At 58.5% G+C, this 25,217-nt stretch carries 23 protein-coding genes and 2 tRNA genes; 13 read left to right on the forward strand and 12 right to left on the reverse strand.

The annotated features are described in order from the left end of the window. Positions 1-51: 51 nt before the first annotated feature. Positions 52-1,152: a response regulator gene (locus tag BM254_RS06080; protein ID WP_092000778.1), complete on the forward strand. Its 1,101-nt coding sequence runs from the start codon at positions 52-54 to the stop codon at positions 1,150-1,152. Here the strand turns inward: BM254_RS06080 and BM254_RS06085 are convergent. Continuing rightward, positions 1,112-1,759 (reverse strand): nucleotidyltransferase family protein, encoded by a 648-nt coding sequence (locus tag BM254_RS06085; RefSeq protein ID WP_245777376.1) that lies wholly within the window; start codon positions 1,757-1,759, stop codon positions 1,112-1,114. The two genes, BM254_RS06080 and BM254_RS06085, sit on opposite strands and share 41 nt — an antisense overlap. 103 nt (positions 1,760-1,862) lie before the next feature. On the opposite strand from BM254_RS06085, the gene BM254_RS06090 reads away from it, so the two are divergent. After that, the gene (locus tag BM254_RS06090; RefSeq protein ID WP_092000213.1) at positions 1,863-2,714 is read left to right on the forward strand and encodes a 6-carboxytetrahydropterin synthase; all 852 of its coding nucleotides are present in this window, start codon (positions 1,863-1,865) and stop codon (positions 2,712-2,714) included. A gap of 146 nt (positions 2,715-2,860) precedes the next feature. On the opposite strand, the gene BM254_RS06095 is transcribed toward BM254_RS06090, so the two are convergent. The 3 genes from BM254_RS06095 to gltX all read right to left on the reverse strand — a co-directional run bounded on the left by BM254_RS06095 (position 2,861) and on the right by gltX (position 4,617). Then, positions 2,861-2,936: transfer RNA gene (locus BM254_RS06095), tRNA-Glu, on the reverse strand. A 7-nt stretch (positions 2,937-2,943) separates the two neighbouring features. Beyond that, positions 2,944-3,019 (reverse strand) — tRNA-Ala (locus BM254_RS06100). A 116-nt stretch (positions 3,020-3,135) separates the two neighbouring features. Beyond that, positions 3,136-4,617, reverse strand: coding sequence for a glutamate--tRNA ligase (gltX, locus tag BM254_RS06105; RefSeq protein ID WP_092000217.1), 1,482 nt, complete (start codon positions 4,615-4,617; stop codon positions 3,136-3,138). A gap of 145 nt (positions 4,618-4,762) precedes the next feature. On the opposite strand from gltX, the gene BM254_RS06110 reads away from it, so the two are divergent. Then, a complete protein-coding gene (locus BM254_RS06110; RefSeq protein WP_092000234.1) occupies positions 4,763-5,692 on the forward strand; it encodes a zinc ABC transporter substrate-binding protein in 930 nt (309 codons plus the stop codon). Here the strand turns inward: BM254_RS06110 and BM254_RS06115 are convergent. Together BM254_RS06115 and selD are read right to left on the reverse strand one after the other, a co-directional pair. Next, positions 5,669-6,583 (reverse strand): AEC family transporter, encoded by a 915-nt coding sequence (locus BM254_RS06115; protein ID WP_092000236.1) that lies wholly within the window; start codon positions 6,581-6,583, stop codon positions 5,669-5,671. The two genes, BM254_RS06110 and BM254_RS06115, sit on opposite strands and share 24 nt — an antisense overlap. 30 nt (positions 6,584-6,613) lie before the next feature. Continuing rightward, complete coding sequence (selD, locus tag BM254_RS06120) at positions 6,614-7,651, reverse strand: selenide, water dikinase SelD (RefSeq protein ID WP_245777377.1); 1,038 nt, start codon at positions 7,649-7,651, stop codon at positions 6,614-6,616. A gap of 173 nt (positions 7,652-7,824) precedes the next feature. On the opposite strand from selD, the gene BM254_RS06125 reads away from it, so the two are divergent. Beyond that, positions 7,825-9,009, forward strand: a complete 1,185-nt coding sequence (locus BM254_RS06125) for a trans-sulfuration enzyme family protein (RefSeq protein WP_092000243.1) — start codon at positions 7,825-7,827, stop codon at positions 9,007-9,009. 3 nt (positions 9,010-9,012) lie between these two features. On the opposite strand, the gene BM254_RS06130 is transcribed toward BM254_RS06125, so the two are convergent. Then, complete coding sequence (locus BM254_RS06130) at positions 9,013-9,816, reverse strand: SDR family oxidoreductase (protein WP_092000247.1); 804 nt, start codon at positions 9,814-9,816, stop codon at positions 9,013-9,015. A gap of 187 nt (positions 9,817-10,003) precedes the next feature. Between BM254_RS06130 and BM254_RS06135 the strand changes: the two genes are divergently transcribed. Together BM254_RS06135 and BM254_RS06140 are read left to right on the forward strand one after the other, a co-directional pair. Continuing rightward, positions 10,004-10,252 carry an addiction module protein gene (locus tag BM254_RS06135; protein ID WP_245777378.1) on the forward strand — a complete coding sequence of 83 codons (249 nt, stop codon included), beginning with the start codon at positions 10,004-10,006 and terminating at the stop codon, positions 10,250-10,252. Then, entirely contained in the window at positions 10,252-10,542 is a 291-nt protein-coding gene (locus BM254_RS06140) for a type II toxin-antitoxin system RelE/ParE family toxin (protein ID WP_092000250.1), read from the forward strand. The genes BM254_RS06135 and BM254_RS06140 overlap by 1 nt, the downstream gene beginning before the upstream one ends. A 43-nt stretch (positions 10,543-10,585) precedes the next feature. On the opposite strand, the gene BM254_RS06145 is transcribed toward BM254_RS06140, so the two are convergent. Continuing rightward, on the reverse strand, positions 10,586-14,428 hold the full coding sequence (locus BM254_RS06145) for a DUF3427 domain-containing protein (protein WP_092000252.1): 3,843 nt from the start codon (positions 14,426-14,428) through the stop codon (positions 10,586-10,588). A 132-nt stretch (positions 14,429-14,560) separates the two neighbouring features. Here BM254_RS06145 and BM254_RS06150 point away from each other — a divergent pair, with 132 nt between their 5' ends. The 7 genes from BM254_RS06150 to BM254_RS06180 all read left to right on the forward strand — a co-directional run bounded on the left by BM254_RS06150 (position 14,561) and on the right by BM254_RS06180 (position 20,762). Next, positions 14,561-15,025, forward strand: coding sequence for an acyl-CoA thioesterase (locus BM254_RS06150; protein WP_092000255.1), 465 nt, complete (start codon positions 14,561-14,563; stop codon positions 15,023-15,025). A gap of 19 nt (positions 15,026-15,044) precedes the next feature. Further along, on the forward strand, positions 15,045-16,070 hold the full coding sequence (locus BM254_RS06155) for an NAD(P)H-dependent flavin oxidoreductase (protein WP_092000258.1): 1,026 nt from the start codon (positions 15,045-15,047) through the stop codon (positions 16,068-16,070). Between the two features lie 136 nt (positions 16,071-16,206). After that, on the forward strand, positions 16,207-17,241 hold the full coding sequence (dusA, locus tag BM254_RS06160) for a tRNA dihydrouridine(20/20a) synthase DusA (protein WP_092000261.1): 1,035 nt from the start codon (positions 16,207-16,209) through the stop codon (positions 17,239-17,241). 106 nt (positions 17,242-17,347) lie between these two features. Then, entirely contained in the window at positions 17,348-18,313 is a 966-nt protein-coding gene (gene tal / locus BM254_RS06165; RefSeq protein ID WP_092000264.1) for a transaldolase, read from the forward strand. 27 nt (positions 18,314-18,340) lie between these two features. Beyond that, complete coding sequence (locus BM254_RS06170; protein ID WP_092000268.1) at positions 18,341-18,787, forward strand: tellurite resistance TerB family protein; 447 nt, start codon at positions 18,341-18,343, stop codon at positions 18,785-18,787. A gap of 14 nt (positions 18,788-18,801) precedes the next feature. Beyond that, the gene (locus BM254_RS06175) at positions 18,802-19,929 is read left to right on the forward strand and encodes a hypothetical protein (RefSeq protein WP_092000271.1); all 1,128 of its coding nucleotides are present in this window, start codon (positions 18,802-18,804) and stop codon (positions 19,927-19,929) included. Next, positions 19,926-20,762 carry a glycerophosphodiester phosphodiesterase gene (locus BM254_RS06180; RefSeq protein ID WP_092000273.1) on the forward strand — a complete coding sequence of 279 codons (837 nt, stop codon included), beginning with the start codon at positions 19,926-19,928 and terminating at the stop codon, positions 20,760-20,762. Before BM254_RS06175 ends, BM254_RS06180 begins: the two co-directional genes overlap by 4 nt. Before the next feature lie 424 nt (positions 20,763-21,186). On the opposite strand, the gene sthA is transcribed toward BM254_RS06180, so the two are convergent. The 4 genes from sthA to nqrF all read right to left on the reverse strand — a co-directional run bounded on the left by sthA (position 21,187) and on the right by nqrF (position 25,204). Beyond that, positions 21,187-22,578 (reverse strand): Si-specific NAD(P)(+) transhydrogenase, encoded by a 1,392-nt coding sequence (gene sthA / locus BM254_RS06185; protein WP_092000276.1) that lies wholly within the window; start codon positions 22,576-22,578, stop codon positions 21,187-21,189. A gap of 79 nt (positions 22,579-22,657) precedes the next feature. Further along, positions 22,658-22,906, reverse strand: coding sequence for a (Na+)-NQR maturation NqrM (gene nqrM / locus BM254_RS06190; protein WP_092000280.1), 249 nt, complete (start codon positions 22,904-22,906; stop codon positions 22,658-22,660). Between the two features lie 12 nt (positions 22,907-22,918). Continuing rightward, the gene (locus BM254_RS06195; RefSeq protein ID WP_092000283.1) at positions 22,919-23,968 is read right to left on the reverse strand and encodes an FAD:protein FMN transferase; all 1,050 of its coding nucleotides are present in this window, start codon (positions 23,966-23,968) and stop codon (positions 22,919-22,921) included. A gap of 9 nt (positions 23,969-23,977) precedes the next feature. After that, the gene (gene nqrF, locus BM254_RS06200; RefSeq protein WP_092000286.1) at positions 23,978-25,204 is read right to left on the reverse strand and encodes an NADH:ubiquinone reductase (Na(+)-transporting) subunit F; all 1,227 of its coding nucleotides are present in this window, start codon (positions 25,202-25,204) and stop codon (positions 23,978-23,980) included. Positions 25,205-25,217 lie beyond the last annotated feature (13 nt).

Here is a 25,217-nt window from a genome sequence, read left to right on the forward strand (position 1 = left end):
ATCCCGGCCCGGTAACCCACGCACTCGCAGTAACAGGTTGAGGTAGTGACCATGTCGATCAAGAACGCTCTGCTGGTAGATGACTCCAAGGTAGCCCGGTTTGCCCTGAGCAAACTGCTGGAAAGCCGGGACATGCAGGTCAACATGGCTGGCTCGGCGGAGGAGGCCCTGGACTTCCTGAACAGCCATGAGCGCCCGGACGTGATTTTCATGGACCACCTGATGCCCGGCATGAACGGCGTGGAAGCCACCCGCGCCATCAAGGGCAACCCGGACACCGCGGACATCCCGATTATCATGTGCACCTCGAGGAAATCCCCTTCCTTTACCGAGGAAGCGAAAAACTTCGGGGTCTACAACATCCTGACCAAGCCGCCCCAGACCGACGGCCTTGGCGAGGTTCTCGACCAGCTGGCCAGCGACGTCAGCAACGGCACTCTCCCAGAGCCAACATTCACGGAGATTCCGCAGGAAGCGGATCGCGAGGTTCTGAGTGTTCCCGAAGACGCGTCGGTGCAACTCGCTCCGAAATCCGAGCCTGAGCAGGAACCGACGACCAATGGCCACGCCTCATCCAACGTGGTGCCGCTCACCAGTGAACTGATCGAACAGATCGCCCGCTCGGCGGTGAAGACCCACATCAACAACCGCCTCCATGAACTGCTGAGCGACCTGTTCGATGAGCAGTTTGATCATATGAGGCGCGCCCTGGATGAGACCCGGAGCAAACAGGAAGCTGCCATCGAGGAGCGGCTGGGCGACCTCTCGGAACTGATCGAACAGCGCACCCGGCACCTGCGGGATGATGTGGCCGCGGAGGTAAACCTGAACCTTGCGCGCGAGCTGGCCGACCTGAAACGGGACCTCAAGCGTCAGTCGGGCTTCACCAATGAGCACATGGACGAGCTCAAGGATCACATCACCAGCGTACAGACCATCGACACCGAGTTCTGGCAAACGCTGCAGTCGGAGGCGATCCAGCAGGCCCATGAAATCTCGCGGGAAACCTCGGAAGACATTGCCCAGCGCACCATTGACCTGTTCGTTGCCCAGCAGCGCGCCGCCAACTCCCGGGTCTATACCCTGGGCCTGGCAGTCAGCCTCGGCATCTTCAGCGTCGGTATTGCCTGGCTGTCCGGTCTGTTTGGCTGAACCGGGCGCGGATGCGCCGCCAGTCCGAAGGCGTGTCGACATCGTCATGAATGCCCTCAACGGGCACCAGGGTAGCGCCAACCTCCGTGAGCAGCCTGCCGGCACCCCGATCCCCTTCCAGGGCCATCACCTCCGGCCATAGCCAGCGAGGCAGATACGCCGGGACACCGGCTCTGCAGCCGTAATCGGCCGCCATCGGCTGGCCTGGTACCTGCCGCGCCGCCTGCCCCATGGCCCGCAAGGCCTCCGGATCCAGCAACGGCTGGTCTGCCACCAGCACAAACGCTCCCTTCACCTGCGGCCCCAGACTCTCGATGCCTGTTGCCAGCGACGCCGACAAACCCTGAGCCCATTGTTCGCAAGGCAACCAGACCGAGGGCTGGAGATGGCAGCGAAACCGGATCAGCGGGTACCAGGCGCCGGTAACCACGCGTACATCCCGGCTGAGCAGCCGGGCCTGGCGCAACGCCTGATCCAGAAGAGTACCGCCATCCGGCAGTTTGAGCAGGGCCTTGGGACGCCCCAGGCGGGTTGATGCACCGGCTGCCAGCACAATCACGGCAAAACCGGATTCGTCCGGATGAGAACTGAACCTTCTGATAAGCACCCCGATAGCAATATCCAATGGCAGGAAAGCACCGGCACACTGCCGGAACTGCTGATTTTTGCTAGAATTCGCCCATCACTCAATCATACCCTCCGGACTCCCGATGAATCACCTGTTTGTCGACAACCTTACCGTCATCGATTTCGCCTACCTGGACGCCACCCGCGGGCTGGTGGGCGAGAGCTGGATTGCCGACGTGGTACTCGGCGGGGAACTGGACGAACAGGGCATGGTGTTCGACTTCAGCAACGTCAAGCGCACCATCAAGCGCGTGATCGACGAGCGCGTCGACCATCGTCTGGTGATCCCCCGTGGTTACCAGGGCCTGATCTGGAACGAAGACCAGCCGGATACCTTCACCTGGAAGCTCACCGATGGCAGCCAGATCGTGCACCGTTCCCCGGATGAGGCTGTCGTCTGGCTCTCCGCCGAGCACGTGGTGCCCTCCGCTGTGGCCCGCCTGCTGGAGCATGAACTGATGGAGGTGTTGCCGGCCAATGTTACCTCCGTGACCATCAACCTGCGCGAGGAAGTGATCGAAGGTGCCTACTACCACTACGTCCACGGCCTGAAAAAACACCTGGGCAACTGCCAGCGCATCGCCCATGGCCACCGCTCCCCGATCCGCATCGACCGCAACGGCCACCGGGACTACGACCTGGAACGCCGCTGGGCCACCCTGTGGAGGGACATCTACGTGGGATCCGAGGAGGACGTAGTTCGCCGCCACGTCGGGGCAGATGGCGTTCGCTACGTGACCTTCGAGTACGAAGCCAACCAGGGCGAATTCGCCCTCACCCTGCCCGAGGAACGGGTGTATATGCTGGATACCGACACCACCGTCGAACTGATTGCCGCGCATATGGCGGAAAAGCTGAAGGTGGAGTTTCCGACGGATGCGATTCGGGTGAAGGCGTATGAGGGGGTGGGCAAAGGGGCGATTGCCGAGCGTTGAGCCGGTAACTCGGGGGCATGGCGCCACGACGGGGTCAGATGAAAGCTTTCATCTGACCCCATTTTCACTTTCACCCAGACACAAAAAAACCGCCCGAAGGCGGTTTCTCTGCTGGCTTCCCGGTGGACTAAACCGTGAAACCAAATTGGCGTCCCCTAGGGGGTTCGAACCCCTGTTGCCGCCGTGAAAGGGCGGAGTCCTAGGCCACTAGACGAAGGGGACTAGAAATTGGTGGAGCCAGGCGGGATCGAACCGCCGACCTCCTGCGTGCAAGGCAGGCGCTCTCCCAGCTGAGCTATGGCCCCTCAACGGCTGCGTATATTAAGGATCCACCCGGGTGGCGTCAACACTTAAAAACACTTTTTTTTCAGTTTTCTGAACGTCCCTGTCCAGATCGATTACTTCTTCACCAAACCGGTTATTACACACCCAATGCGGCGTATTCTTTCTCCACTTTCTTGGTTTCTTTCTTGGAGAAACCTCCCAGAACCTCCAGGGCATGGCGCAACCGCGAACGGGTCATGTCCGGTCCGAGCAGGGCCATGGAATCCATCACCGACCAGGAATTCGGCGTACCGGCAATCGCCACGAATACCGGGAACATGAAATCACCCATCTTCAGCTCCATGGCCTTGGCCAGCCCCTTGATGTCGGCAAAGATGTTTTCCTTGCTCCAATGGCGCTCGGCTTCCAGCTTCCACAGGGTAAACTGCAACACCCGCTTGATCTGCGCTTCTTCCAGCTTGTTGTGGGCGAAGTCTTCCGGGGTCAGGTTGAGCATGCCGGAGAACATGAACTGGGCCATGGGCACCACGTCAGAAAACACCTCAGCCCTGCCCTTCACGTGCGGCACCAGAGCCTTCAGGTCGTCCTCGTTGAACCACCACTGGCGCATGCGCTCCATGAACTGCTCATCGTTCAGCTCTTCCCGCAGCCACTGGCCATTCAGCCAGCGCAGTTTCTCCACATCAAACACTGGACCACCGAGGGAGACGCGCTGGATGTCGAAGTTCTCGATCATCTCATCGAGAGTAAACTTCTCCCGCTCGTCGGGCATGGACCAGCCCATGCGGCCCAGGTAGTTGGTCACCGCCTCCGGCAGAAAACCCATGCGCTCATAGAAATTGATGCTGGTGGGGTTCTTGCGCTTGGACAGTTTGCTCTTGTCCGGGTTACGCAGTAGCGGCAGGTGGCACAGTACCGGCATTTCCCAGCCGAAATACTGATACAGCAACTTGTGCTTGGGCGCGGAGTTGATCCATTCCTCGCCACGGAGGACATGGGTGATCCCCATCAGATAGTCATCCACCACATTCGCCAGGTGATAGGTGGGCATGCCGTCGGACTTCAGCAGAATCTGGCAATCCACCTGGCTCCAGTCGATCTCGATGGTGCCGCGCAGCATGTCGTCGATTTCACAGATGCCCTCATCCGGCACTTTCATACGAATGACGTACTTCTCCCCGGCGTCGAGGCGACGCTTGACCTCTTCATCCGACAGCTCCAGGTCGCCCTTGATACCCGGATTCATCCCCTTGGCCTTACGCTCCTCACGGATCGCATCCAGCTCTTCCGGAGTCCGGAAACAGTAAAAGGCGTGACCGGCCGTTACCAGATCCTCGGCATACTGGGCATACATGTGCTTGCGCTCGGACTGGCGATAGGGACCGTGGGGGCCACCCACATCGGGGCCTTCGTCCCAGTTCAGCCCCAGCCAACGGAGGGCCTGCAGGATATCCCGCTCGGATTCCGCCGTGCTGCGCGCCTGGTCAGTGTCCTCAATCCGCAGGATGAACTGCCCGCCGTGCTGCCGGGCGAAACACAGGTTAAACAGGGCCACGTAGGCGGTACCAACGTGTGGATCTCCGGTGGGGGATGGAGCAATTCGGGTACGTACAGTCATAAACCTTCCTGAAATGTCGGTGGCCGTTTGATAAAGCCGGCATTATACCGGCCCTCCGACGATTTCGCATGGTCATCCCACTTGGCGGCCGATCCATTTTGTTATATTATAACATTTCATCCAGTACAGATTCAGGAAACCGAAAATGTCGATCTTGTCCCGCGTAGGTCGTTCCCTTGCCCCCGTACTTCTTGGCGCCGCCGTATTCACAGCAGCGCCCGCAAACGCCGAAGTGAACGTGGTCACCTCGATCAAGCCACTGGAACTGCTGGTGCGGGCGGTCGCACCCGGGGATGTCCAGGTGACAACCCTGGTACCACCGGGCTCCAGCCCCCACAACTACACCCTGCGCCCCTCCCAGCGAGGTGCCCTTGAGAATGCGGATCTGGTGTTCTGGGTCGGTCCGGATATGGAAACTTTTCTCATCCGCCTGCTGTCGGCCGAAGAGTTCCACGGTCGCACCATCGCCCTCTCCGGTGAGGAGATCCACGAGGGCGGGCATGAAGAGCACGGTCATGAACACGACCATGGTCACGACCATGGCGAAGGCGAGGACCCGCATCTGTGGGTAGACCCGATGCTGGGTCTCGAGATGGCCCGGGATATTGCAAAGGCACTGGCCGCGCAGGAAGGTGCAGATCAGAATGCGATCAGCGAGAAGCTGGCCGCATTTGAGGTGGCACTGACCGAGAGGGAAGCAGCTATTCGCGAACAGCTGGCACCGGCGAAGGAGATTGACATCTTTGCCTATCACAGCGCCCTCGTCCGCTTCACAGAACACTATGAGCTGGAGCTCGCAGGCATCCTGACCCTCAATCCGGAGCTATCTCCCGGGGCGCGGCATGTAGCCGAGGTTCAGGACAAACTGCGTGAAGCAACACACCCGTGCCTTCTGACTGAACCGCAGTTCAACCGCCAGTGGTGGCGCTCCATCACCGAGGGCCTGGACGTGACGTTCAGCACTTGGGATCCGCTGGCCATGGACATCGAGGCTACCGAAACCGGTTACATCGATTTCCAGCAGTCCATTGCCGATGCCATCCTCCAGTGCCTACCAGAGGATGCTCAGCATTAACGGAATGGAGGCCATGGCCAGCAGGGTCTGGCCACTGATGATGCCCGCCATCAAGGGGGCATCGCCACCCAGCTGTCGGGCCAGGATATAAGCAGAAGTGGCGGTGGGTAACGTTGCCAGCAACACCGCCACCTGCACCATCAGACCTTCCATACCCAGCATCCACGCCAGGCCCGCCGCCATCAGCGGAAATGCCAGTAGCTTCAGCACCGACGACACCAGAAACGGCATGGAAGCGCCCCGCAGGGCAGTCAGCTGCAACCCGGCACCCACGGTCATCAGGCCCATGGGCAACGCCAGGTTGCTCAGGGGCTGAAGGATTCCCGCCAGCAAAGGGTGGAAACCGATCTGGAAATAGCTCCAAACCACCCCGATCACCGAGCCGACAATCAGCGGGTTGGTAACGATCGCCTTGAACACCTGACCAAACCGCACCTTGTCCTGATCCGCCACCAGGGTGAACATCAGGATGCACAGCAGGTTCAGCGTGGGCACCATGACCGCCACGGCGATTGCCGTCAGGGACAGCCCGTCATCCCCCAGCAGCATGCCACCTGCGGCCAGGCCCACGTAGGAGTTGAACCGGATCGCGCCCTGGTAAACAGATGAGAACACCGGCCCGCTCCAGCGCCAGATAAGCTGCGCCACCACTAGCACCAGTGTCATCGCCAGCAGCATGGAGAAGATCAGCAGGGCAATATCACCATAGGCGGACGGCGGCAGTCGCGCCTGGCCGAGCTTGAACACCAGCATCGCCGGGAACAGCACGTAATAGGTGAAACGCTCCGCCTGGGGCCAGAAGTCACCACCGGGAAAGCCCCAACGCCGGAACAGGTGCCCAAGCATGATCAGCACGAACACCGGCACCAGGGCCTGCACCATCACTGGCATATCAACAGCTCCAATCCGTGTGTTTGGTCATCAGTCCTCAATTACCACGAAGCGCTCTTCGGAGCCGGCCGCTTCCAGCCGTCCCATCGGTGACAGTTCCAGCCCCTGCTCCCGGGCCACAGCTTCGAATGCCGCACGACTCTCCTCGGCCACACAGACCATCAGGCCGCCGCTGGTCTGGGGATCACAGAACAGCAGTTTGTCGGCTTCCGTCATCCCCTCAATGGCTCTGCCAAAGGCGGCTGCGTTGCGGTGAGTGCCACCGGGAATACAGTCTGCATCGATATAGGGCTGCAGGTTCGGCAACACTGGAATGGCACTGCGGCTCACGGTTGCCCGCAGGCCACTGCCACGGCATATCTCCAGCAGATGCCCGGCCAGGCCGAAGCCGGTTACATCCGTCATGGCATGGACCCCGTCCACTTGGGCAAAGGCTTCACCGACGTTGTTCAGCGTCGCCATGCTCTTTACCGCAACTTCAAGATCCTCGGCGCTGACCTTGCCCTTCTTGGAAGCGCTGGTGAGAATGCCCACACCCAGGGGCTTGGTGAGGTACAGCAGGTCTCCGGCTTTGGCCGTGTCATTGCGGATGATGCGATCCACCGCCACCTGGCCGGTCACCGCCAGACCAAAGATGGGCTCCGGAGAATCGATGCTGTGGCCACCAGCCAGGGCAATTCCCGCCTCGGCGCACACGGCACGGCCACCATCGATCACCTGGGCGGCAATCTCCGGCGCCAGCTCGTTCACCGGCCAGCCCAGGATGGCAATAGCCATCACCGGTTTGCCGCCCATGGCGTAGACATCGCTGATGGCATTGGCGGCGGCGATTCGCCCGAAATCGAACGGATCATCCACCACCGGCATGAAGAAATCGGTGGTGCTGATCACCCCGAGGCCATTACCCACGTCCGCCACGGCGGCGTCATCACGGCTGCTGTTGCCTACCAGCAGGCGCGGGTCCTTGAACTCGGGCGTGTCGGTATGAAGGATGCGATCCAGTACATCGGGAGCAATCTTGCAGCCACAGCCGGCGCCGTGGCTGAATTCGGTCAGTCGGATAGCCAAAGTACGTTTCCTATTTTTTTGCATGTAAATGAACGTATTCGGGAAATACGCGCAAGTCTACCCGTCGGCCCGGTTTGCATCCATATCTCCACCACCCAGATCAAGCCCGCACCTTTCAGCGGACGCATCCCCGTGTAAGAATTCCCGTTCAAGCCCAACTATCAGGAGCTGCAATGAGCCAGGACAACACCCAGGGCCCCGCCACAGGCATCATCCACAACCGCCATCACCGGGACAGCTTTGGCAGCCCCTACTCACCGGTCTACAACACTACTACCTACCAGTTCGAGAACACAGAAGCACTGCTGGACGTGATCGAGGACCGTGCGCCGGGCCATCTCTACACCCGCTGGGGCACCAACCCGAGCATCGAGGAACTGGAGCAAGGCCTGGCCCGGCTTGAGAACGCAGAAGCCGCGCTGGCGTTTGCCTCGGGCATGGCCGCCATTTCAGCGACACTGCTGGCCCATGGCCGCAAGGGCATTGTGTGCGTGGGGGATCTGTACGGAGGTACCCAGGAGCTGCTGGTCAATCACTGCCAGGCACTGGGCATTCCGGTGCATTTCCTTTTCAAGGAAGAGGTGGGCCAGCTGACAAACACCCTGGGTGAGCCGGGCAAGCTGGTGTATTTCGAGACACCCGCCAACCCCAACCTGGCCATTCTGGACGTCGCCGGCATCGCCCGGATCGCCCATCAACATGGCGCCCTGGTGGCGGTGGACAACACCTTTGCCAGCCCAATCAACCAGCAACCGCTGGAGCTGGGCGCCGACCTGGTGTTGCACAGCGCCACCAAGTACCTGGGCGGCCATTCCGACCTCACCGCAGGCGCGCTCATGACCTCGGCGGAGCTGGCGGCTGCGGTTGTGCCCTGGCGTAAAAACCTGGGGCAACTGCTTGCCCCGGAAACCGCTGCCCTGCTCTCACGAAGCCTGCGCACCCTGCCGGTGCGTATCCGCCAGCATAACGAGAACGCCATGGCGGTGGCACAGGCCATGGAAAAACATCCGAAGGTGCGCCGTGTGCTCTACCCCGGCTTGCCCGGATTTGCCGACCACGAACTGGCCGCCCGGCAGATGAAAGGTTTTGGCGGCATGGTCACGATCGAGGTGGACGGTGACCGGGCAGCATCCACCGCGGTGGCAGACAACCTGCGCCTCTTCCTGCTGGCAACCAGCCTCGGCGGCGTGGAGAGTCTCGTCAGCCAACCCTGCGCCACCAGCCACCACGGCCTGAGCCCGGAGGAACGTCTCAAGCGGGGCATTACCGACGGCATGCTGCGGCTGTCCATCGGACTGGAAGACAGCGAGGACCTGATTGCGGATCTCAACCAGGCCCTGACCAAAGCCTTCGGCTAAAACTCAGCGACTGACCAGAAAATCCGCCAGCCGGCGGGTCAGGAATCCGGGCAGCAGCTTGTTGGTAAACCACAGGCTGCGGGCCCGCTTGCCAGGAATGATCAGGAAGTGGCGTTGATCGATCCCACGGCGAATCTGCTCAACCGCAAATTCCACAGGCAAAGTGCCGGCCATCAGCTTCAGCGACTCGGTCTGTTTGGGCCGGCTCTTGCGCTCCTCCACCACCAGCGGCGTCTCCACCTCCGGCGGACAGACCACAGACACATCAATACCCCGGGGCGCCAACTCGATACGCAACACCTCCGTCAGGCCAACCACACCGTATTTGGAAGCACAGTAGGCCGAATACCCGTAACACCCGACCAGCCCGGCCATGGAAGCCACAAACACCAGTTGGGAGCCCGCCTTCAGATGCGGCAGCACACCCGCCGCCACATGGCGGGAGCCAAGCAGGTTGATGTTAATCAGCCGGGTGTAGGCATCATCGCCAATCTCGTCAAAAGGCGCCGCGATGCAGATACCGGCGCAGTGGATGACCACATCCGGCCCGTGCTCTGCCGAAGCCTCGGCGAACACTTCCCGGACGGAGGCGGCATCACTGACGTCCAGGGGAAAGGCGCGCACCGGACCCGCGCCGGGGATGGCCGAAAGTTCGGTAACCGCATTTTCCGTGGACTGGATATCAAACAGGGTAACGGCGCAGCCAGAGCGCGCATAATCCCGTGCGAGCTGGAGGCCGATGCCGCTGGCGCCGCCGGTGATGTAGATGTGTGTATCTTTTTTGGTCGTGGGAGCAATGTGGGACATACTTTGGCCTTGAGTTTCCGGAGTTACCTGAAATCTTAGCCGGGTTCCGTTGCATAACCTTTGTCTGCTTTGCCCGGCTCGTCGTATCACACGGTCAATGAAGGTCATCTAACCAATCAACAGTGCCGTGTATCAGGGCGAAAAATCGTGCCTAAACCGCTAATATGGGGCTAGTGGTGAATAGCCCATGTTGGCTGAGGAGATGATCATCGTGCGTATTCAGGAACTGATAGATGAAGCGAACGCCTTGCCGGTCGAGGAGCGCGCACAAGTTGTGGAATCACTTCTGAGAAGTCTGAACCCGACTGACAGCACTATTGACGAAAAGTGGGCAGAGGTAGCCCAGAGTCGCCTTGCCGAGCTCGAGTCCGGTGAGGTGGAAGCAATCCCTGGCGAGGAAGTTTTCAAAAGAATCAGGAAAAGACTGAACCAGTAATGGAATATACCTTTCATCCCGCAGCGGAAGCGGAGCTTAACGAGGCAGTTGACTACTACGAGTCCATTCAGCCGGGCCTGGGCCTAGACTTTGCCCGAGAAGCCTATGAAGCCATCGACAGAGCCGTTCAATATCCTAAAGCATGGAGCTTCATACGTGAGCCTGTAAGGCGCTCTCTGGTAAAACGATTCCCATACGGAATACTTTACGCTGAAAACGGAAACGACATTTACGTTCTTGCCATTATGAACCTTCACAGGGAACCTTTTTATTGGGAAGAGCGGCAGTAATAGCTTCTGCCGCCGAATGCGAAAGCATCCACGGCAAGCGAAGCTATCCCCCTTGGAGCTTGAATACCACGCTCATCGGTGCACTGCCTTCATGACTTTGGTATTCAACCGGGCCGTAATAAGTAAAGGGCGCTCCTTTTCCGTTGCGTAGCTTGTTCTCGCGAACAAACAGGTGAATCGAGAACCCCAACTTTCGATGATTAATCAGTTCTCGTCCCCGTTTACTCTCAGGTGTCGTTGACCTCTGGCTTTGCCAATGAAAGGTTTTCTCATCAATCCAGTGATCAACGTATCGATGTTGCTCAATTTTTCCCTGTTTATTCAGGGTCACCAGCAGTATGTGGACTCCGGGCTCCGGCAGAAAGACATGACCGCTTTGCCAATTACCCGGATTGAAGGTGGCACCAAAAAGCTCAGGAATTTCTTCTCTCGAGAATTCCTCGCCAACGGCCATCTCAAGCGGATCGATAACAGCTTCGAGACGCGCAAAGGTATGAAACTGCTCAATTAGTTCAGGAGTAACAATGATGTTTTCGTAATCAGGGTTAGCCGCTTTTAGAACGTATTCACCTGTTGCCGATTTCTCAATGTTCCGCAGCAAGTACTGGGTGTCACCGAATTCATCAATCCGCTCGATTGCGATAGTTTTCCCCCTGTTTGAGCCTGCATGCGATGGTTTAATGCGCTCAAGCAGCAGGTAGTCGCCGTCTTCTATCGGGTTTTTACCGCCATTCATAGAGTTACCGGAGGCACGTGCAATGAAATGCCGACCGGGGTCCAGCCGTCCATGAACAACGGACAAGTTTCTGTACTCCGGCTGTTCCGCGCGACTGTTGCGGAAGTGGCCACAAGCAATCCGGAGTGACGGAAAATACGGAAGCTCAGTTCCTGATGGTTCGATTGGTGCCACATTTCCGTCTGTAACGCCTCCTGACTTAGCATCAATTCGGGCTTCGTATGATGCTAGACGGTAATCAATCAATTCCTGAACCATCTCCTGCAATGAATTCTGGAGCTCATCCGGAACGTTAAAACTCGGGATCAAACGGTCTTCATCAACCGTAAACAATGACGGTTTCTTATTGATCCAGTGGTCCACTGGATTCTTCTTCCAGTAGCGTTGCCATTCGGTCGAACGGCCATCGGTGAATCGAACAGAGTCCGCTACTTCTGCAAAGAGTTTTGGGCGGCGTTTCAGAATCTTCCAGGACTCAAGAGCCAACTCCGGGAGCAGCGGAGCGTCATTCCAACCGCCAAGCTGTTGGAAAGCCTCCAGAAGCACCATTTTGAAAGATTTGCTCATAGCTGTGTTTTCAACTTCAACCAGAAAATGGTTGAAGCTATCCATTAAGGCGACTTCCGTTTCTCCCAAATCATCCATATCCCGCAATAAGCCAAACCAACTGCCATGCTGCTTGCGGGTCTGCTTGAGGTTAGCTCCGAAGTGATAATATTCGGTCAGTGTGGGCCTTCTACCCAAGGTATCCCTAAGAGCCTGATAGTCCTTCTCAGCGCCATTCTGATCCAGCCCTTTCAAGAACTCGATCACCTTCAGGTCGTAATTGATAAAGCAACCATCAGGCAGTTCCAGGCGGTGCTCTTCGGCCTTGCGAGCAAAGTCCGCTAACTGGCGGTGATTCATCGCCCGCCCCATTAGGGCTTGGGGTTTGTGAAGAAAACTCTGGTGGTTGCCAACAAAATCCATTACCACCAATTTCTGTTTACCCGTTTCCTCGCAGCGGCGTAGACCCCGACCGATCTGCTGAAGAAAGAGAACTTTGGACTCAGTGGGTCGTAGCAGCAATACAGTATCAATCGCCGGCAAATCGACCCCCTCGTTGAACAGGTCGACGGAAAATACTATTTCGAGTTGCCCATCCTGCAAGAGTTCAAGTGCCTCACCACGGGACATGTCTGATTCGCCATGAACCGAAGCTGCCGCCACACCCTGCCTGGAGAATTGATCAGCCATGAAATCGGCATGTAACCGGGAGACGCAAAAAGCCAGAGTTCTGGATTGGCGGTGTTGACGCCAGACTCGCAGCGCGTGGCGTGCTCGGCCAAGGGTTGCCAACTTGTGCGCCAGCAAATTTGGGTCAAATTTGCCGTTCCGCCAGGGAATTTCTTGATAATCGACCGTATCGTCGTAGATACCAAAGTAATGAAATGGCACTAGATGCCGGTCTTTCACGCCATCAAAGAGCGGATACTCATGAACCAGGTTGTCGTCGCATAACGACAGAATATCTGCACGGTCCGTACGATCAGGAGTCGCCGTCAATCCAAGCAGGAATTGGGGCGCAAAATAGCTAAGAAGGCGATGATAAATTGGCGCCGACGCGTGGTGAAATTCGTCCACCACTATGTAATCAAAATGACTCGGAGAAAAGCGCTCCAGGTGAACGCCCTTCCCCAAGGTCTGGACCGAAGCACAGAGAATATCCACCGCCACATCGCGGTGTTTCCCCATGTAGAAGCCTACTCGACTTTCCGGCTTAATACGCAAGAAAGTCTCTGCAGCCTGGTAAAGAATTTCCTCTCTGTGCGCCACGAAAAGGACTCGACGGGCGCCCATCTGTACGGCGTCGAAAGCAGACAACCAAGTCTTCCCAAGCCCCGTAGCCAATACCACAAGCCCTCTCCGATATCCCTCCTCCCGAGACCGGGCCAATGCATTCAGAGCATCTTTTTGAACCGGGTTAGGAGTCGGCGGCGCTTCCTGCTCATTGCTACCAGGGGCAACAGGTTGAGGAGGGGGCCTCCGACGGGCGGCATAGTCATCAATCCAATGGTCCGTCAATGGAATAACATTGGGATGCCGGAATAACTCTTCGAAACGACTGACCGCTTCGAGATAGCCAGTATCTGGCGGGAAATCCACCTGATAGTTCCACTCCAGCCCATCCTGTAGCGCCTGAGCACTGATATTGCTCGATCCGATAAAAGCTCGCCCCCAGGATTGAGATCCCCTTTGTCCAGAAAACAAGTAGGCTTTCATGTGAAAACTGCTGCCTTGGCTCTGATATACGCGGACCTGTGCACCGTGCTCCTGAAGAAGAATGAGCTTTCTTAAAGCCTCGGGATCAGTTATGTCCAGGTAATCACTGGTAAGAATTCGAAGACGCGCGCTGCCCGACTCTCGTTGCAGTGCGCTAATCAAATCTGGGAACAACAGGTTAAGGCCTGTGGTTTTCACAAATGCCACAGCCATATCTACCTGGTCGGCAGATTGAATGGCCTTACAAAGCTTGGGCAAGAAATGGTGCTGTTTGCCGCCTGTGGTAAGACGATGGTGAGGCGCAGTTTCCTTGGTCAGCAAAACATTCAACCATTGTTCGTCATGATCCTGCCGCTGATCGTCCGTTCGCCACATATGGCAAGACTTCAGGCCTGGCAAATTCCTGGTCCAATCCTGCGCCAGGTCTTCATTCGCATCGGTGAAATGACGACCACCCTGTTGACGCTCACCAGAGCCAATCTTGAAGCTCATGTATAAACTTCCGCCCGGTTTCAGGGATTCCCACAAGGCGACGATAGCATCTGGAATTTCTATGGCAGGGAGGTGCAATAAGCTGGCGCATGCCCAAATTCCATCATAGACATGGCTCTCATTAACATCCGAAAAAAGCCGGTGTTGAACTTCTATCCCGGTTTTCTGGCTAGCCAGAGCGGCAATCGCGGCTGAACCATCAAACGCCGAAACACGGTACCCCCTCGTCTTGAAGAAAAGTGCGTCTCGGCCAGACCCGCAGCCCGCATCGAGTATATGACCACCGTCGGGAATCAGATGCAGGAACTCACCATAGATCTTATCCATGGCCACCTCAAAGGTGGACTCCACAAACGCTTCGGCGTTGTTGTCGTAATAGCCTAGCGTATCGGGCATGGGACAGTTTCCTTACTACTAATTCGTGCCGCATTGTTGTAAACCAGGTTACCAGCAGGTCCTGAGATGGCCAAGTTGCATGATCTCGGGAATCGGTTAGCCTTGAGTCTCATTCAGCCGTATTAGTGAACCATGACCGAAAACAACAACTCCCCCTTCAAATTCCGCTTCCGAGTCCGCTACGGCGAGTGCGATGCCCAGGGCGTCGTCTTCAACGCCCGCTACGCGGACTTCGTGGACATCTCCGTTAACGAATACATTCGGGCCGTGTTCGGTGATTACCAGCGCCTGCTGGATCAGGATCTGGACGTCCAGGTGGTGAGCCTGACGGTGAACTGGAAAGCGCCCGCCCGGTTTGATGATGTGCTGGAAGCGAGGATTCGTACCGGTCGGATCGGCAACACGTCGTTCACCCTGCATCTGGAGTTTTATCGCTACGGGGATGACCAGTTCATCGCCGATGCGGACATCACCGATGTGATGATCCGGTCATCGAGCATGTCCAAGGTGGCCATTCCGGATCATATCCGGGCGCAGCTTGAGGAAGGCGCTCCGGGAGTGCTGATCAGCCATGCCGGAGAGCAAGAGCCCGCCTGAAACCTGACCAGGATCGAATATGAAAGACTTTCTCGGCATACAACTTCCCATTATCCAGGCACCCATGGCCGGCGTTCAGGATCACAGACTGGCTGCCGCCGTCTCGAATGCCGGAGGACTGGGCTCGCTGCCTTGCGCCATGCTTAGCCCGGAGGCGCTCCGATCTGAACTTGACGCCTTGAAAGCTGCCACCGACAGGCCTTTCAACCTCAATTTCTTCGCCCACACGCCGCCAACACCGGATACGGACAGCGAACGGAGGTGGCGACAGGCGCTGGCGCCCTATTACCGGGAATTCGGTATCGATCCAGATTCCATAACTTCGGGGCCGGGGCGGATGCCGTTCAATGAAGAAACCGCTGCTGTGGTGGAGGAATTCCGCCCGGCGGTGATCAGTTTTCATTTCGGTCTGCCGGAGCCTGCACTGGTTGAACGGGTGCGGAAGGCAGGCGCCAGGATCCTGTCAACTGCGACCACGGTGGAGGAGGCTCTCTGGCTGGAGGAGCACGGTGCCGACGCCATCATTGCCCAGGGCCTTGAGGCCGGTGGCCACCGAGGAATTTTCCTGACCAAGGACATGACCACGCAGATGGGCACCTTTGCTCTGCTGCCCCAGATTGTCGCTGCCGTGAAGATACCGGTGATTGCTGCCGGCGGCATTGCCGATGCCCGGGGCGTGAAAGCCGCTCTGGATCTTGGCGCCGTCGCCGCCCAGGTGGGAACAGCCTTTTTGCTCTGCCCGGAGGCGACCACCAAACCGGTGCACCGGGAAGCACTGAAAAGCCGCCAGGCCCGGCATACCGCGATGACCAACCTGTTCTCAGGCGGGCCGGCCCGGGGTATTGTGAACCGAGTGATGCGGGAACTGGGTCCGATATCTCCTGAGGCGCCCGAGTTTCCCCTGGCCACGAGCGCCATTGCGCCACTTCGGGCTGCGGCCGAAGCTACCTGTTCCGGAGACTTTTCACCCTTGTGGTGTGGGCAGAACGCGTCGGGATGTCGGGAGCATTCAGCGGCGGAGATTGTGGAACGGCTGGTACCCTGAAGATCAAGCATCCAGGGTTGCGCAGCGGGCAATGAGACTTCGCCAAAGCCTTACGGCAAACACCCTGCCAACCCTGTTAAACTACGGCGCTCAGATTTTCGTACTGACAACTGTTTTCCGTAGATAGGTTACCGAAATGTCCGAAGCCCCCACATTGGATGCCGTTCGCCACAACACCGGCCCGTCCCGCCGTTTCTGCGTGGCACCGATGATGGACTGGACCACACCGCACTTCCGCTACCTGGCCCGGATCCTGAGCAAGCGTGCGCTGCTGTATACAGAAATGGTAACCACCGGTGCCCTGATCCACGGCGATACCGAGCGTTTCCTGCGCCATGATCCCTCCGAGTATCCCCTCGCCCTGCAGCTTGGCGGCAGCGATCCGGGTGAACTGGCCCACTGTGCAAAGCTGGCTGAGCAGTTCGGTTTCGACGAGGTGAACCTGAATGTTGGCTGCCCCAGTGACCGGGTCCAGAACAACATGATCGGCGCCTGCCTGATGGGCCATCCGGACAAGGTGGCCGAGGCGGTGGCGGCTATGATTGCCGCCACGGATTTGCCGGTGACGGTCAAGCACCGGATCGGCATCAATGGTCGGGAGTCCTGGGACGAGCTGTGCGAGTTCATCGACAAGGTTTCCGCCGCCGGCTGCCGTACCTTCATCGTGCATGCCCGCATCGCGATTCTGGAGGGGCTCAGCCCCAAGGAGAACCGGGACATTCCGCCGCTGAAGTACGACTGGGTCTACCGGCTGAAGGAGCGTTACCCGCACCTTGAGATCATCATCAACGGCGGCATCAAGACCTTCGAGGAATGCCATGAGCATCTGCGCCACACCGATGGCGTGATGCTCGGCCGCGAGGCCTATCACAACCCGTGGCTGCTTGCGGGGGTGGACACAGAGTTCTTTGGTGAGCCGGCACCTGTGGCAAATCGCCATGAAGCCCTGCGGGCCATGTTCCCGTTCATCCAGCAGGAACTGGACCGGGGCGTGTACCTCACCCACATTTCCCGACACATCATGGGGCTGTTCCATGGCATGCCCGGCGGGCGCCAGTTCCGGCGCCATATCAGCGAGAATGCCCACAAGCACGGTAGTGGTCTGGAGGTCATCCAGGCGGCATTGGCCAGGGTCCGGATGCCTGAGCCGGCGACTGTTGCCGAAAGCTAACCTTTAGTTGTCTTGTTCCTGTCAGAACAGCCCGTTATTGTAGGGAAAACACCGGCATCCCGGAGATGGATGCCCGAAACAACGTACAACCGGGACGACAGGACGAATGACCAGCAAGCTTGACCAACTGAAGACCATGACCACAGTGGTAGCCGACACGGGCGATATTGACGCCATCGCCAAATGGCGCCCGGAAGATGCCACCACCAACCCGTCATTGCTGCTTAAAGCGGCCGCCTCCGAGGCCTATCGGCCGATGCTGGACAAGGCGGTGGCGGAAGCCCGGCGCCACGGTGGTTCCGATGCGGAACAGCTTACCGTAGCTACCGATATGCTGGCGGTGCTGGCTGGCCGGGAAATCCTGAACCTGATACCGGGCCTGGTCTCCACCGAAGTGGATGCCCGTTTGTCTTTCGATACCGCTGGCACCCTGGAGCGGGCCCGTCGCCTGATCGAGTTCTATGATCGCCAGGGCGTGGATTCCAGCCGGGTGCTGATCAAGATTGCCTCCACCTGGGAAGGTATTCGCGCCGCCGAGCAGCTGGAGAAGGAAGGCATCCGCTGCAACCTGACCTTGTTGTTCTCTTTCATCCAGGCTGCAGCCTGTGCGCAGGCGGGCGCTCACCTGATTTCGCCGTTCGTCGGTCGTATCCTGGACTGGCACTTGGCCAACAGCGGGCGCGACAGCTACCCGGCCCACGAAGATCCGGGCGTACTCTCCGTCAGCAGGATCTACAATTACTACAAGGCCAACGGCTTCAATACCGTGGTGATGGGCGCCAGTTTCCGTAATACCGGTGAGATCGAGATGCTGGCCGGCTGTGACAAGCTGACCATCAGCCCTGCCCTGTTGCAGGAATTGCAGGACGATGCCGGCGCCCTCGACCGTCAGCTGCACCCGGACAACGCCAACACCAGCGACCGGTTCGGTTCCATCGACGAGAAACTGTTCCGCTGGGAATCCAACGAGGACGCGATGGCCACCGAGAAGCTGGCCGATGGCATCCGCCGGTTCACGGCTGACCAGATCGAGCTGGAGAACCGGGTGCGCCAACTGGCCCGCGCGGCCTGAGCGAACCAACAACCGAAGTAACGGATCATGATCGAGCGCCTGAAAAAACTGTTTGCCGTTCCCGACTCCGAACCGGTCAAGCCGGACGCCCATCAGCTCGCGGTCGCAGCGACGGCCCTGATGGTTCAGCTGTCCCGGGTGGACAACGATGAAGACGAGCGGGAACTGAAAACCATCGTGGACTGCGCCGTGAAGTCTCACCAGGTGACCCGGGAAGAAGCCGAGGAGATCCTGCAGGATGCCCTCGCCCACGCCGAGGACGCTACGTCTCTGTACGAGTTTACCGGGCAGATCAACGACCATCTGGACCAGGAACAGAAGCAGGCCCTGCTGGAGAGCATCTGGCACGTGGCGCTGGCCGATGGGCGCGTCGACAAATACGAAGAACATCTTATTCGCCGTATGGCAGACCTGCTGCATCTTAACCACAGGGAATACATGCAGGCGCGGCACCGGGCCGAAGGGGCCGGTTAATACAAGGAGATACCATGCTAGCCATTCTTCATCCCAACACCACGCTGGACAGTGACGCCTACCGGCAGACTATGCACTACCTGGAAAACCTGCCCAACGTGTCCCTGCGGGTGCACGAGGTGCAGGGTGCCAGCCAGCGGCTGACCGAAATCTACCTGCTGGGGGACACCAAGTCCCTGGACAAGGAGGAAATCGAAGCCCTGCCCGCCGTGGAGCGGGCCATCCGCATTTCCGAGGACTACCGGATTCTGGGCCGGCACAAGGATGACCAGCGCCAGAGCGGCTTCACCTACAACGGTGTCGAGTTCAACCAGCAGAACCTGAATGTCTTTGCCGGCCTGTGCGCCGTGGATGTGCCCGAGCACGTCGAGATGATGATGAAGGCGGTGGAGGAGCATGGCGAAGTCTGTACCCGTATGGGCGCGTACAAACCGCGGACCAACCCCTATTCGTTCCAAGGCCATGGCAAGGGCTGTCTGCCATGGGTGTTCGAGAAGGCGGGCAAGCATGGCATCAAGGTGATCGCCATGGAGATCACCCACGAGAGCCACATCGAGGAAATCGACACCTGTCTGGAGAAGCTGGGCCGCCCCACCGGTGTCATGCTGCAGGTGGGCACCCGGAATACCCAGAACTTCGAGCTGCTCAAGGCGATTGGTCGCCAGAGCACCTATCCCGTGCTGCTCAAGCGCGGTTTCGGTATTACCCTGAACGAGTCCCTGAACGCTGCCGAGTACCTGGCCAGTGAAGGCAACTCCAATGTCATTTTCTGCCTGCGCGGTATGAAAACCGAAGCCGGCAACCCGCACCGGAACATGGTGGATTTTGCCCACGTACCGGCGGTCAAGCGCCTGACCCGGATGCCGGTGTGTGTGGATCCGTCCCATTCGGTGGGCACTCGGGATGCCTCACCGGACGGCATTCTCGATGTAGAGCATGCCACCGCCCAAGGGGTAATTGCAGGTGCCAACATGGTACTGGTGGACTTCCATCCGAAGCCGGAAAAAGCCCTGGTGGACGGCCCTCAGGCCTTGCTCATGCACGAACTGCCGGCCTATCTTGAAGATATCCGCCTGTGCCATGAAACCTGGAAAAAACGCCAGGCTATTTACCAACGAATGAAGGATTCAGCACCAGAATGATCGTTTACGGGCACCGGGGCGCCAAGGGAGAGGCGCCGGAGAATACCCTCCCCGGATTCATTCACGCCTACCGTCACGGCATACGGCATTTCGAGCTGGACGTGGTGCTATCCCGGGACGGCATCCCGGTGTTGGTCCATGACCTGACCGTGGACCGCACCACCGGCGCCAAAGGCGGGGTGTGCAATTACACCGCAGCCGAACTGGCGGATATGGATGCACGCCGGAACACCACGTCCTGGCCCAGGAAGGTGGGCATTCCGACCCTGGAGCAGCTGCTGGATCAGTTTGATGACCTGGAGCACCTGCAGCTTGAGGTAAAAAAGGATGCCCGGCAGCGCCTGAATATTCTGTGCAACCGGCTGACCGAAATCATCCAGCACCGGGACCTGTACCAGCGCGCCGCCGTGACCTCCAGCGATCCCTGGTTCCTGCGGGAAATCCGGCGCCGCGACAAGAAAATCCGCACCGGACTGGTGGCGGAGCGGAAATTCCCCCGGCCACTGAACATCGCCACCCGGCTGGGGTGCGAGTATTTCTGTGCCAACTGGAAAATCCTGACCAAGGACATGGTCGAGCTGGCCCATCGCCGCGGGATGCACGTGTCCACCTGGACCGTGAATCGCATCCACGACATGCTGCAGCTGGAGGATCTCGGCGTCGACAGCATTATTACCGACTACCCGACCAGTACCCGGATGTTCTTTGATAATCGGGCCCGGGCGTTGTTGCAGTTGCCGGTCAGGGAGGAAGCAAGCCCCGAGGCCGGGACTGAGGTGAAGATGGGGTCAGATGAAAGCTTTCATCTGACCCCGGGGGAAGGCCGGGCCTGAGGGTAGGCACAGGGAGCCGCTGCCACAGGGCCTTCGGCACAGGGGTCTTGGCACAGGGGTCTGATGAACTCGTTCATCTGACCCCAACTTAGACCCATGCAAAGGGGTCTGATGAAACCCTTCATCTGACCCCAATCTGGAACCAGCCCCGAGTTAAAGCCAAGCTCCGCAATTGAAAATGGGGTCAGAAGAAAGCGTTCTTCTGACCCCGGAGTTCGACCGAGAGCTCAGCATAAGGCACAGGGGTCCTGGCACAGGGGTCTGATGAACTCGTTCATCTGACCCCAACTTAGACTCGATGCACGGGGGTCTGATGAAAACCTTCATCTCACCCCAATCTGGAACCAGCCCCCCGAGTTAAAGCCAAGCTCCGCAATTGAAAGAGGGGTCAGAAGAAGGCTTTCTTCAGACCCCACCAACTTTCTCAGAAAATCCGGTTCAGCCCATTCAACGCCGCCACCCGGTAGGCCTCAGCCATGGTCGGGTAGTTGAAGGTGGTGTTGATGAAGTAGTTCAGGGAGTTGGCCTCCCCTTCCTGGTTCATAATGGCCTGGCCGATGTGGACGATCTCGGCGGCCTGGTCACCGAAGCAGTGGATACCCAGGATTTCGCGGGTTTCCCGGTGGAACAGGATCTTCAGCATGCCCACCGCTTCGCCGGTGATCTGGGCGCGGGCGAGGTCCTTGAAGAAGGCCTGGCCCACTTCGTAGGGCACCTTCGCTTCCGTCAGTTCCCGCTCGGTTTTGCCCACGGAACTGATCTCCGGAATGGTGTAGATGCCGGTCGGCACATCCGACACGAACCGGAAGTATTCATCCTTGACGATGTCCGAGGATGCGGAGCGACCCTGGTCGTAGGCCGCGCTGGCCAGGCTGGGCCAGCCGATCACATCCCCTACCGCGTAGATGTTTTCCACTTCGGTCCGGTAGTGCTCATCCACGGCGAGCTGACCGCGGCCGTTGGGTACCAGATCGATGTTCTCGAGGCTCAGACTGTCGGTGTTGCCGGTCCGGCCGTTACACCACAGGAAGGCATCGGCACGGATCTTCTTGCCGGACTGCAGCGACAGCACCACGCCGTGGTCGTCACCCACCACAGATTCATATTGCTCGTTGTGACGCACCAGCACGCCATTGTTGCGCAGGTGGTAGCTCAGCGCGTCGGAGATCTCGTCATCCAGGAACGACAGCAGACGGCTGCCCGGGTTGATCAGGTCCACCTTGACGCCCAGACCGGCAAAGATGGAGGCATACTCGGAACCGATGACACCCGCACCATAAATGATCAGTGTCCTCGGGGTATGGGACAGGTTCAGGATGGTATCGGAGTTGTAAATCCGGTGGTGGCGGAAATCCACATCGGGTGGCAGGTATGGTCGGGAGCCGGTGGCTACGATGGCCTGCTTGAAATGCAGGGTTTCGACCGACTTGTTACCACGAACCTCGAGCCGGTTCCGGTCCAGGAACGATGCCCGGCCGTTGATCAGGTCTACCCGGTTGCGGGAGTAGAACTGGGTGCGCAGCTTGACCTGCTTGCCGATCACTTTCTGCGCGTTCTGCAGAACCCTCGGGAAGGAGAACCAACGCGGTTCGCCGATATCACGGAACATCTGGTTGGTGTTGAACGTGATGATCTGCTTGACCGAGTGACGCAGCGCCTTGGACGGGATGGTGCCCCAGTGGGTGCAGTTACCGCCAACCGTCGGCTTGTCTTCGATGATCGCGACACGTTTGCCGTGTTTGGTCGCATTCATCGCCGCGCCTTCGCCGGACGGACCAGCGCCGATAACGACGACGTCGTAATGATGTTCTGCCATGCGCGCAGTGACTCCTTATCTACGTCGTGAGAATTTGATTCTGATTATTGATTCTGTGCCCGGATCAGCGGCATTCCGATCAGTGTCGATCCTTGCTGGAAGCATCGTAAGCGAGATCATCAGCGCCTTTGGCTTCGTTCTCAAGCCGCTCATTCTCTTCCTTGCACTTCTGGGTATTGCCGCCACAAATATCGCAGGAGGAACTGATACCCAGGGCACCAATGCCGCCACAGGTTCCGCTGATCGGCTTGCGACCGAACATGACGCCGATGGACATTGCCGCCACCAGCACAATCACGATGAACAAAACTAGAAGAAAGGTACCCATGTTGCCCTCCCTTTACTGGATCACGTAGGAGGAAAAGGCCGGCGTCTGATGTGTTTCAAAGCCGTTTTCCGTCCTGATAATAAAATAGGCGGGGATGTTTTCCCGCGTTGCCAGCTCCTGAGCCCGTTCAAAGCCCATCACGTTGAAGCCGGTGGCCAGGGCGTCCGCGGTCATGCAGTCTTCTGCAAGCACGGTCACCGAGGCGAGATTGTGGGTGATGGGTTTTCCCGTCTCAGGGTCAATTGTATGGGAGTAACGCTGCCCTTCCGATTCGTAATAGTTACGATAATCTCCGGACGTTGCCATCGCCTTACTCTCGAGAGCCACCACCCGGTTGACCTCCCGGCCTTCCGACACCGGCTGCTCGATGGCCAGCCGCCAGGCATCACCGCCTGGTTTGCGTCCCTGCACACGGACTTCACCGCCAATCTCTACAAGGTAAGCGCTCACACCTTCACTGTCGAGGTAACGGGCCACCGCATCCACGCCGTAGCCTTTCGCAATCGCTGAAAGATCAATGTATTGCGGCTTATCTGCCCGTACTCCCGCCGGCTCATCCCGAAGCTCAAGCTTCTCATAGCCGGTAGCAGATAATACCCGGGACAGCTCCTGCTCAGTCGGCACCTGCTCGGGCCGGGCCTCAGGGCCAAACCCCCAGAGGTTCACCACCGGGCCTACGGTCACATCAAAGGCGCCGCCTGTCAGTTCAGACACCTCCTGCGCCTTGGCGAGAACTTCGTGCAGCGGTGCGGAGATCCCGATCCATTCACTCTGGTCGGCAGTCCGGTTCAGTCGCGACAGTTCGGAATCTTCCCGCCAGGTCGACATGGCGGCGTCCACTTTTTCCAGTTCTGTTTCAATGCCCTCGGCCAGATTCTCCAGACGTTGCTGGTCATCGGTCAATACGACATTGATGTGGTACGTGGTACCGAACACGCCACCGGAGATTTCCCAGACTTTTTCCTCGGGCTCAAACGAACAACCCGCCAGAGCGGCCAGGGCCAGCACCATGAAGGTGCTGACCAGGGCCACCCTGACGGGTCGTAACATGCAGGATGTCATCTGAGTAGATTAACCCCCGAAGTCATCCAGCATGATGTTCTCGTCCTCAACACCAAGATCCTTGAGCATCTTGATAACCGAGGCGTTCATGATGGGGGGCCCACACATGTAGTACTCACAATCCTCGGGCGCCGGGTGGTCCTTCAGATAGTTTTCATACAACACGTTATGGATAAAGCCGGTGGGGCCTTCCCAGTTGTCTTCCGGAAGCGCGTCGGACAGCGCCACATGCCACTCGAAGTTCTCATTCTCTTCCTGCAGCATGTCGAAGTCTTCCACGTAGAACATCTCGCGGACACTCCGGGCACCGTACCAGAAGCTGATCTTGCGCTTGGAGTTCAAACGCTTGAGCTGATCGAAGATGTGGGAACGCATCGGAGCCATACCGGCACCACCGCCGATGAACACCATTTCGGCGTCGGTCTTCTTGGCGAAGAACTCACCGAACGGTCCCATAACGGTGACCTTGTCACCCGGCTTCAGGTTGAACACGTAGCTGGACATGATGCCCGGCGGATGATCAGTACCAGGAGGCGGCGTGGCGATCCGGATGTTGAACTTCAGAACACCCTTCTCTTCCGGATAGTTCGCCATGGAGTAGGCCCGGATGGTGTCTTCCTTGTTGATCGCCTTGTAGCGCCAGATGTCGTGCTTGTCCCAGTCTTCGTGGAACTCTTCCTCGATATCGAAATCCTTGAAGTCGATTTCGTACGGAGGGCACTCCAGCTGCACGTAACCGCCGGCACGGAAGTCCACTTCCTCGCCTTCCGGCAGCTTCAGGACCAGTTCCTTGATGAAGGTGGCGACGTTATGGTTGGAAACCACCTCGCACTCCCACTTCTTCACGCCGAAGAACTCTTCGGGAACCTCGATCTTCATGTCCTGCTTCACCGGAACCTGGCAGGACAGGCGCCAGCCTTCCTTCTCTTCACGGTTGGTGAAGTGGGTCTTTTCCGTAGGCAGCATGGCGCCGCCGCCGTCCAGAACCTTGCACTTGCACTGGGCACAGGTACCGCCACCACCACAGGCAGAAGACAGGTAGATGCCGCTGTTGGCCAGGGTGCCGAGCAGCTTGCCGCCGGCGCTGGTCTTGAGCGTATGCTCAGGATCGTCGTTGATCTCAATGGTCACGTCACCGGTGCTTACCAGCTTGGAGCGGGCCGCGAGGATAATCGCGACCAGCGCCAGAACGATAACGGTGAACATGACCACGCCGAGAATAATTTCTGTATTCATGGTCTCGCCTTTT

Origin of the sequence: Marinobacter pelagius (assembly GCF_900114925.1) — a bacterium.
In the GTDB taxonomy this organism is placed as follows: Bacteria; Pseudomonadota; Gammaproteobacteria; order Pseudomonadales; family Oleiphilaceae; genus Marinobacter; species Marinobacter pelagius.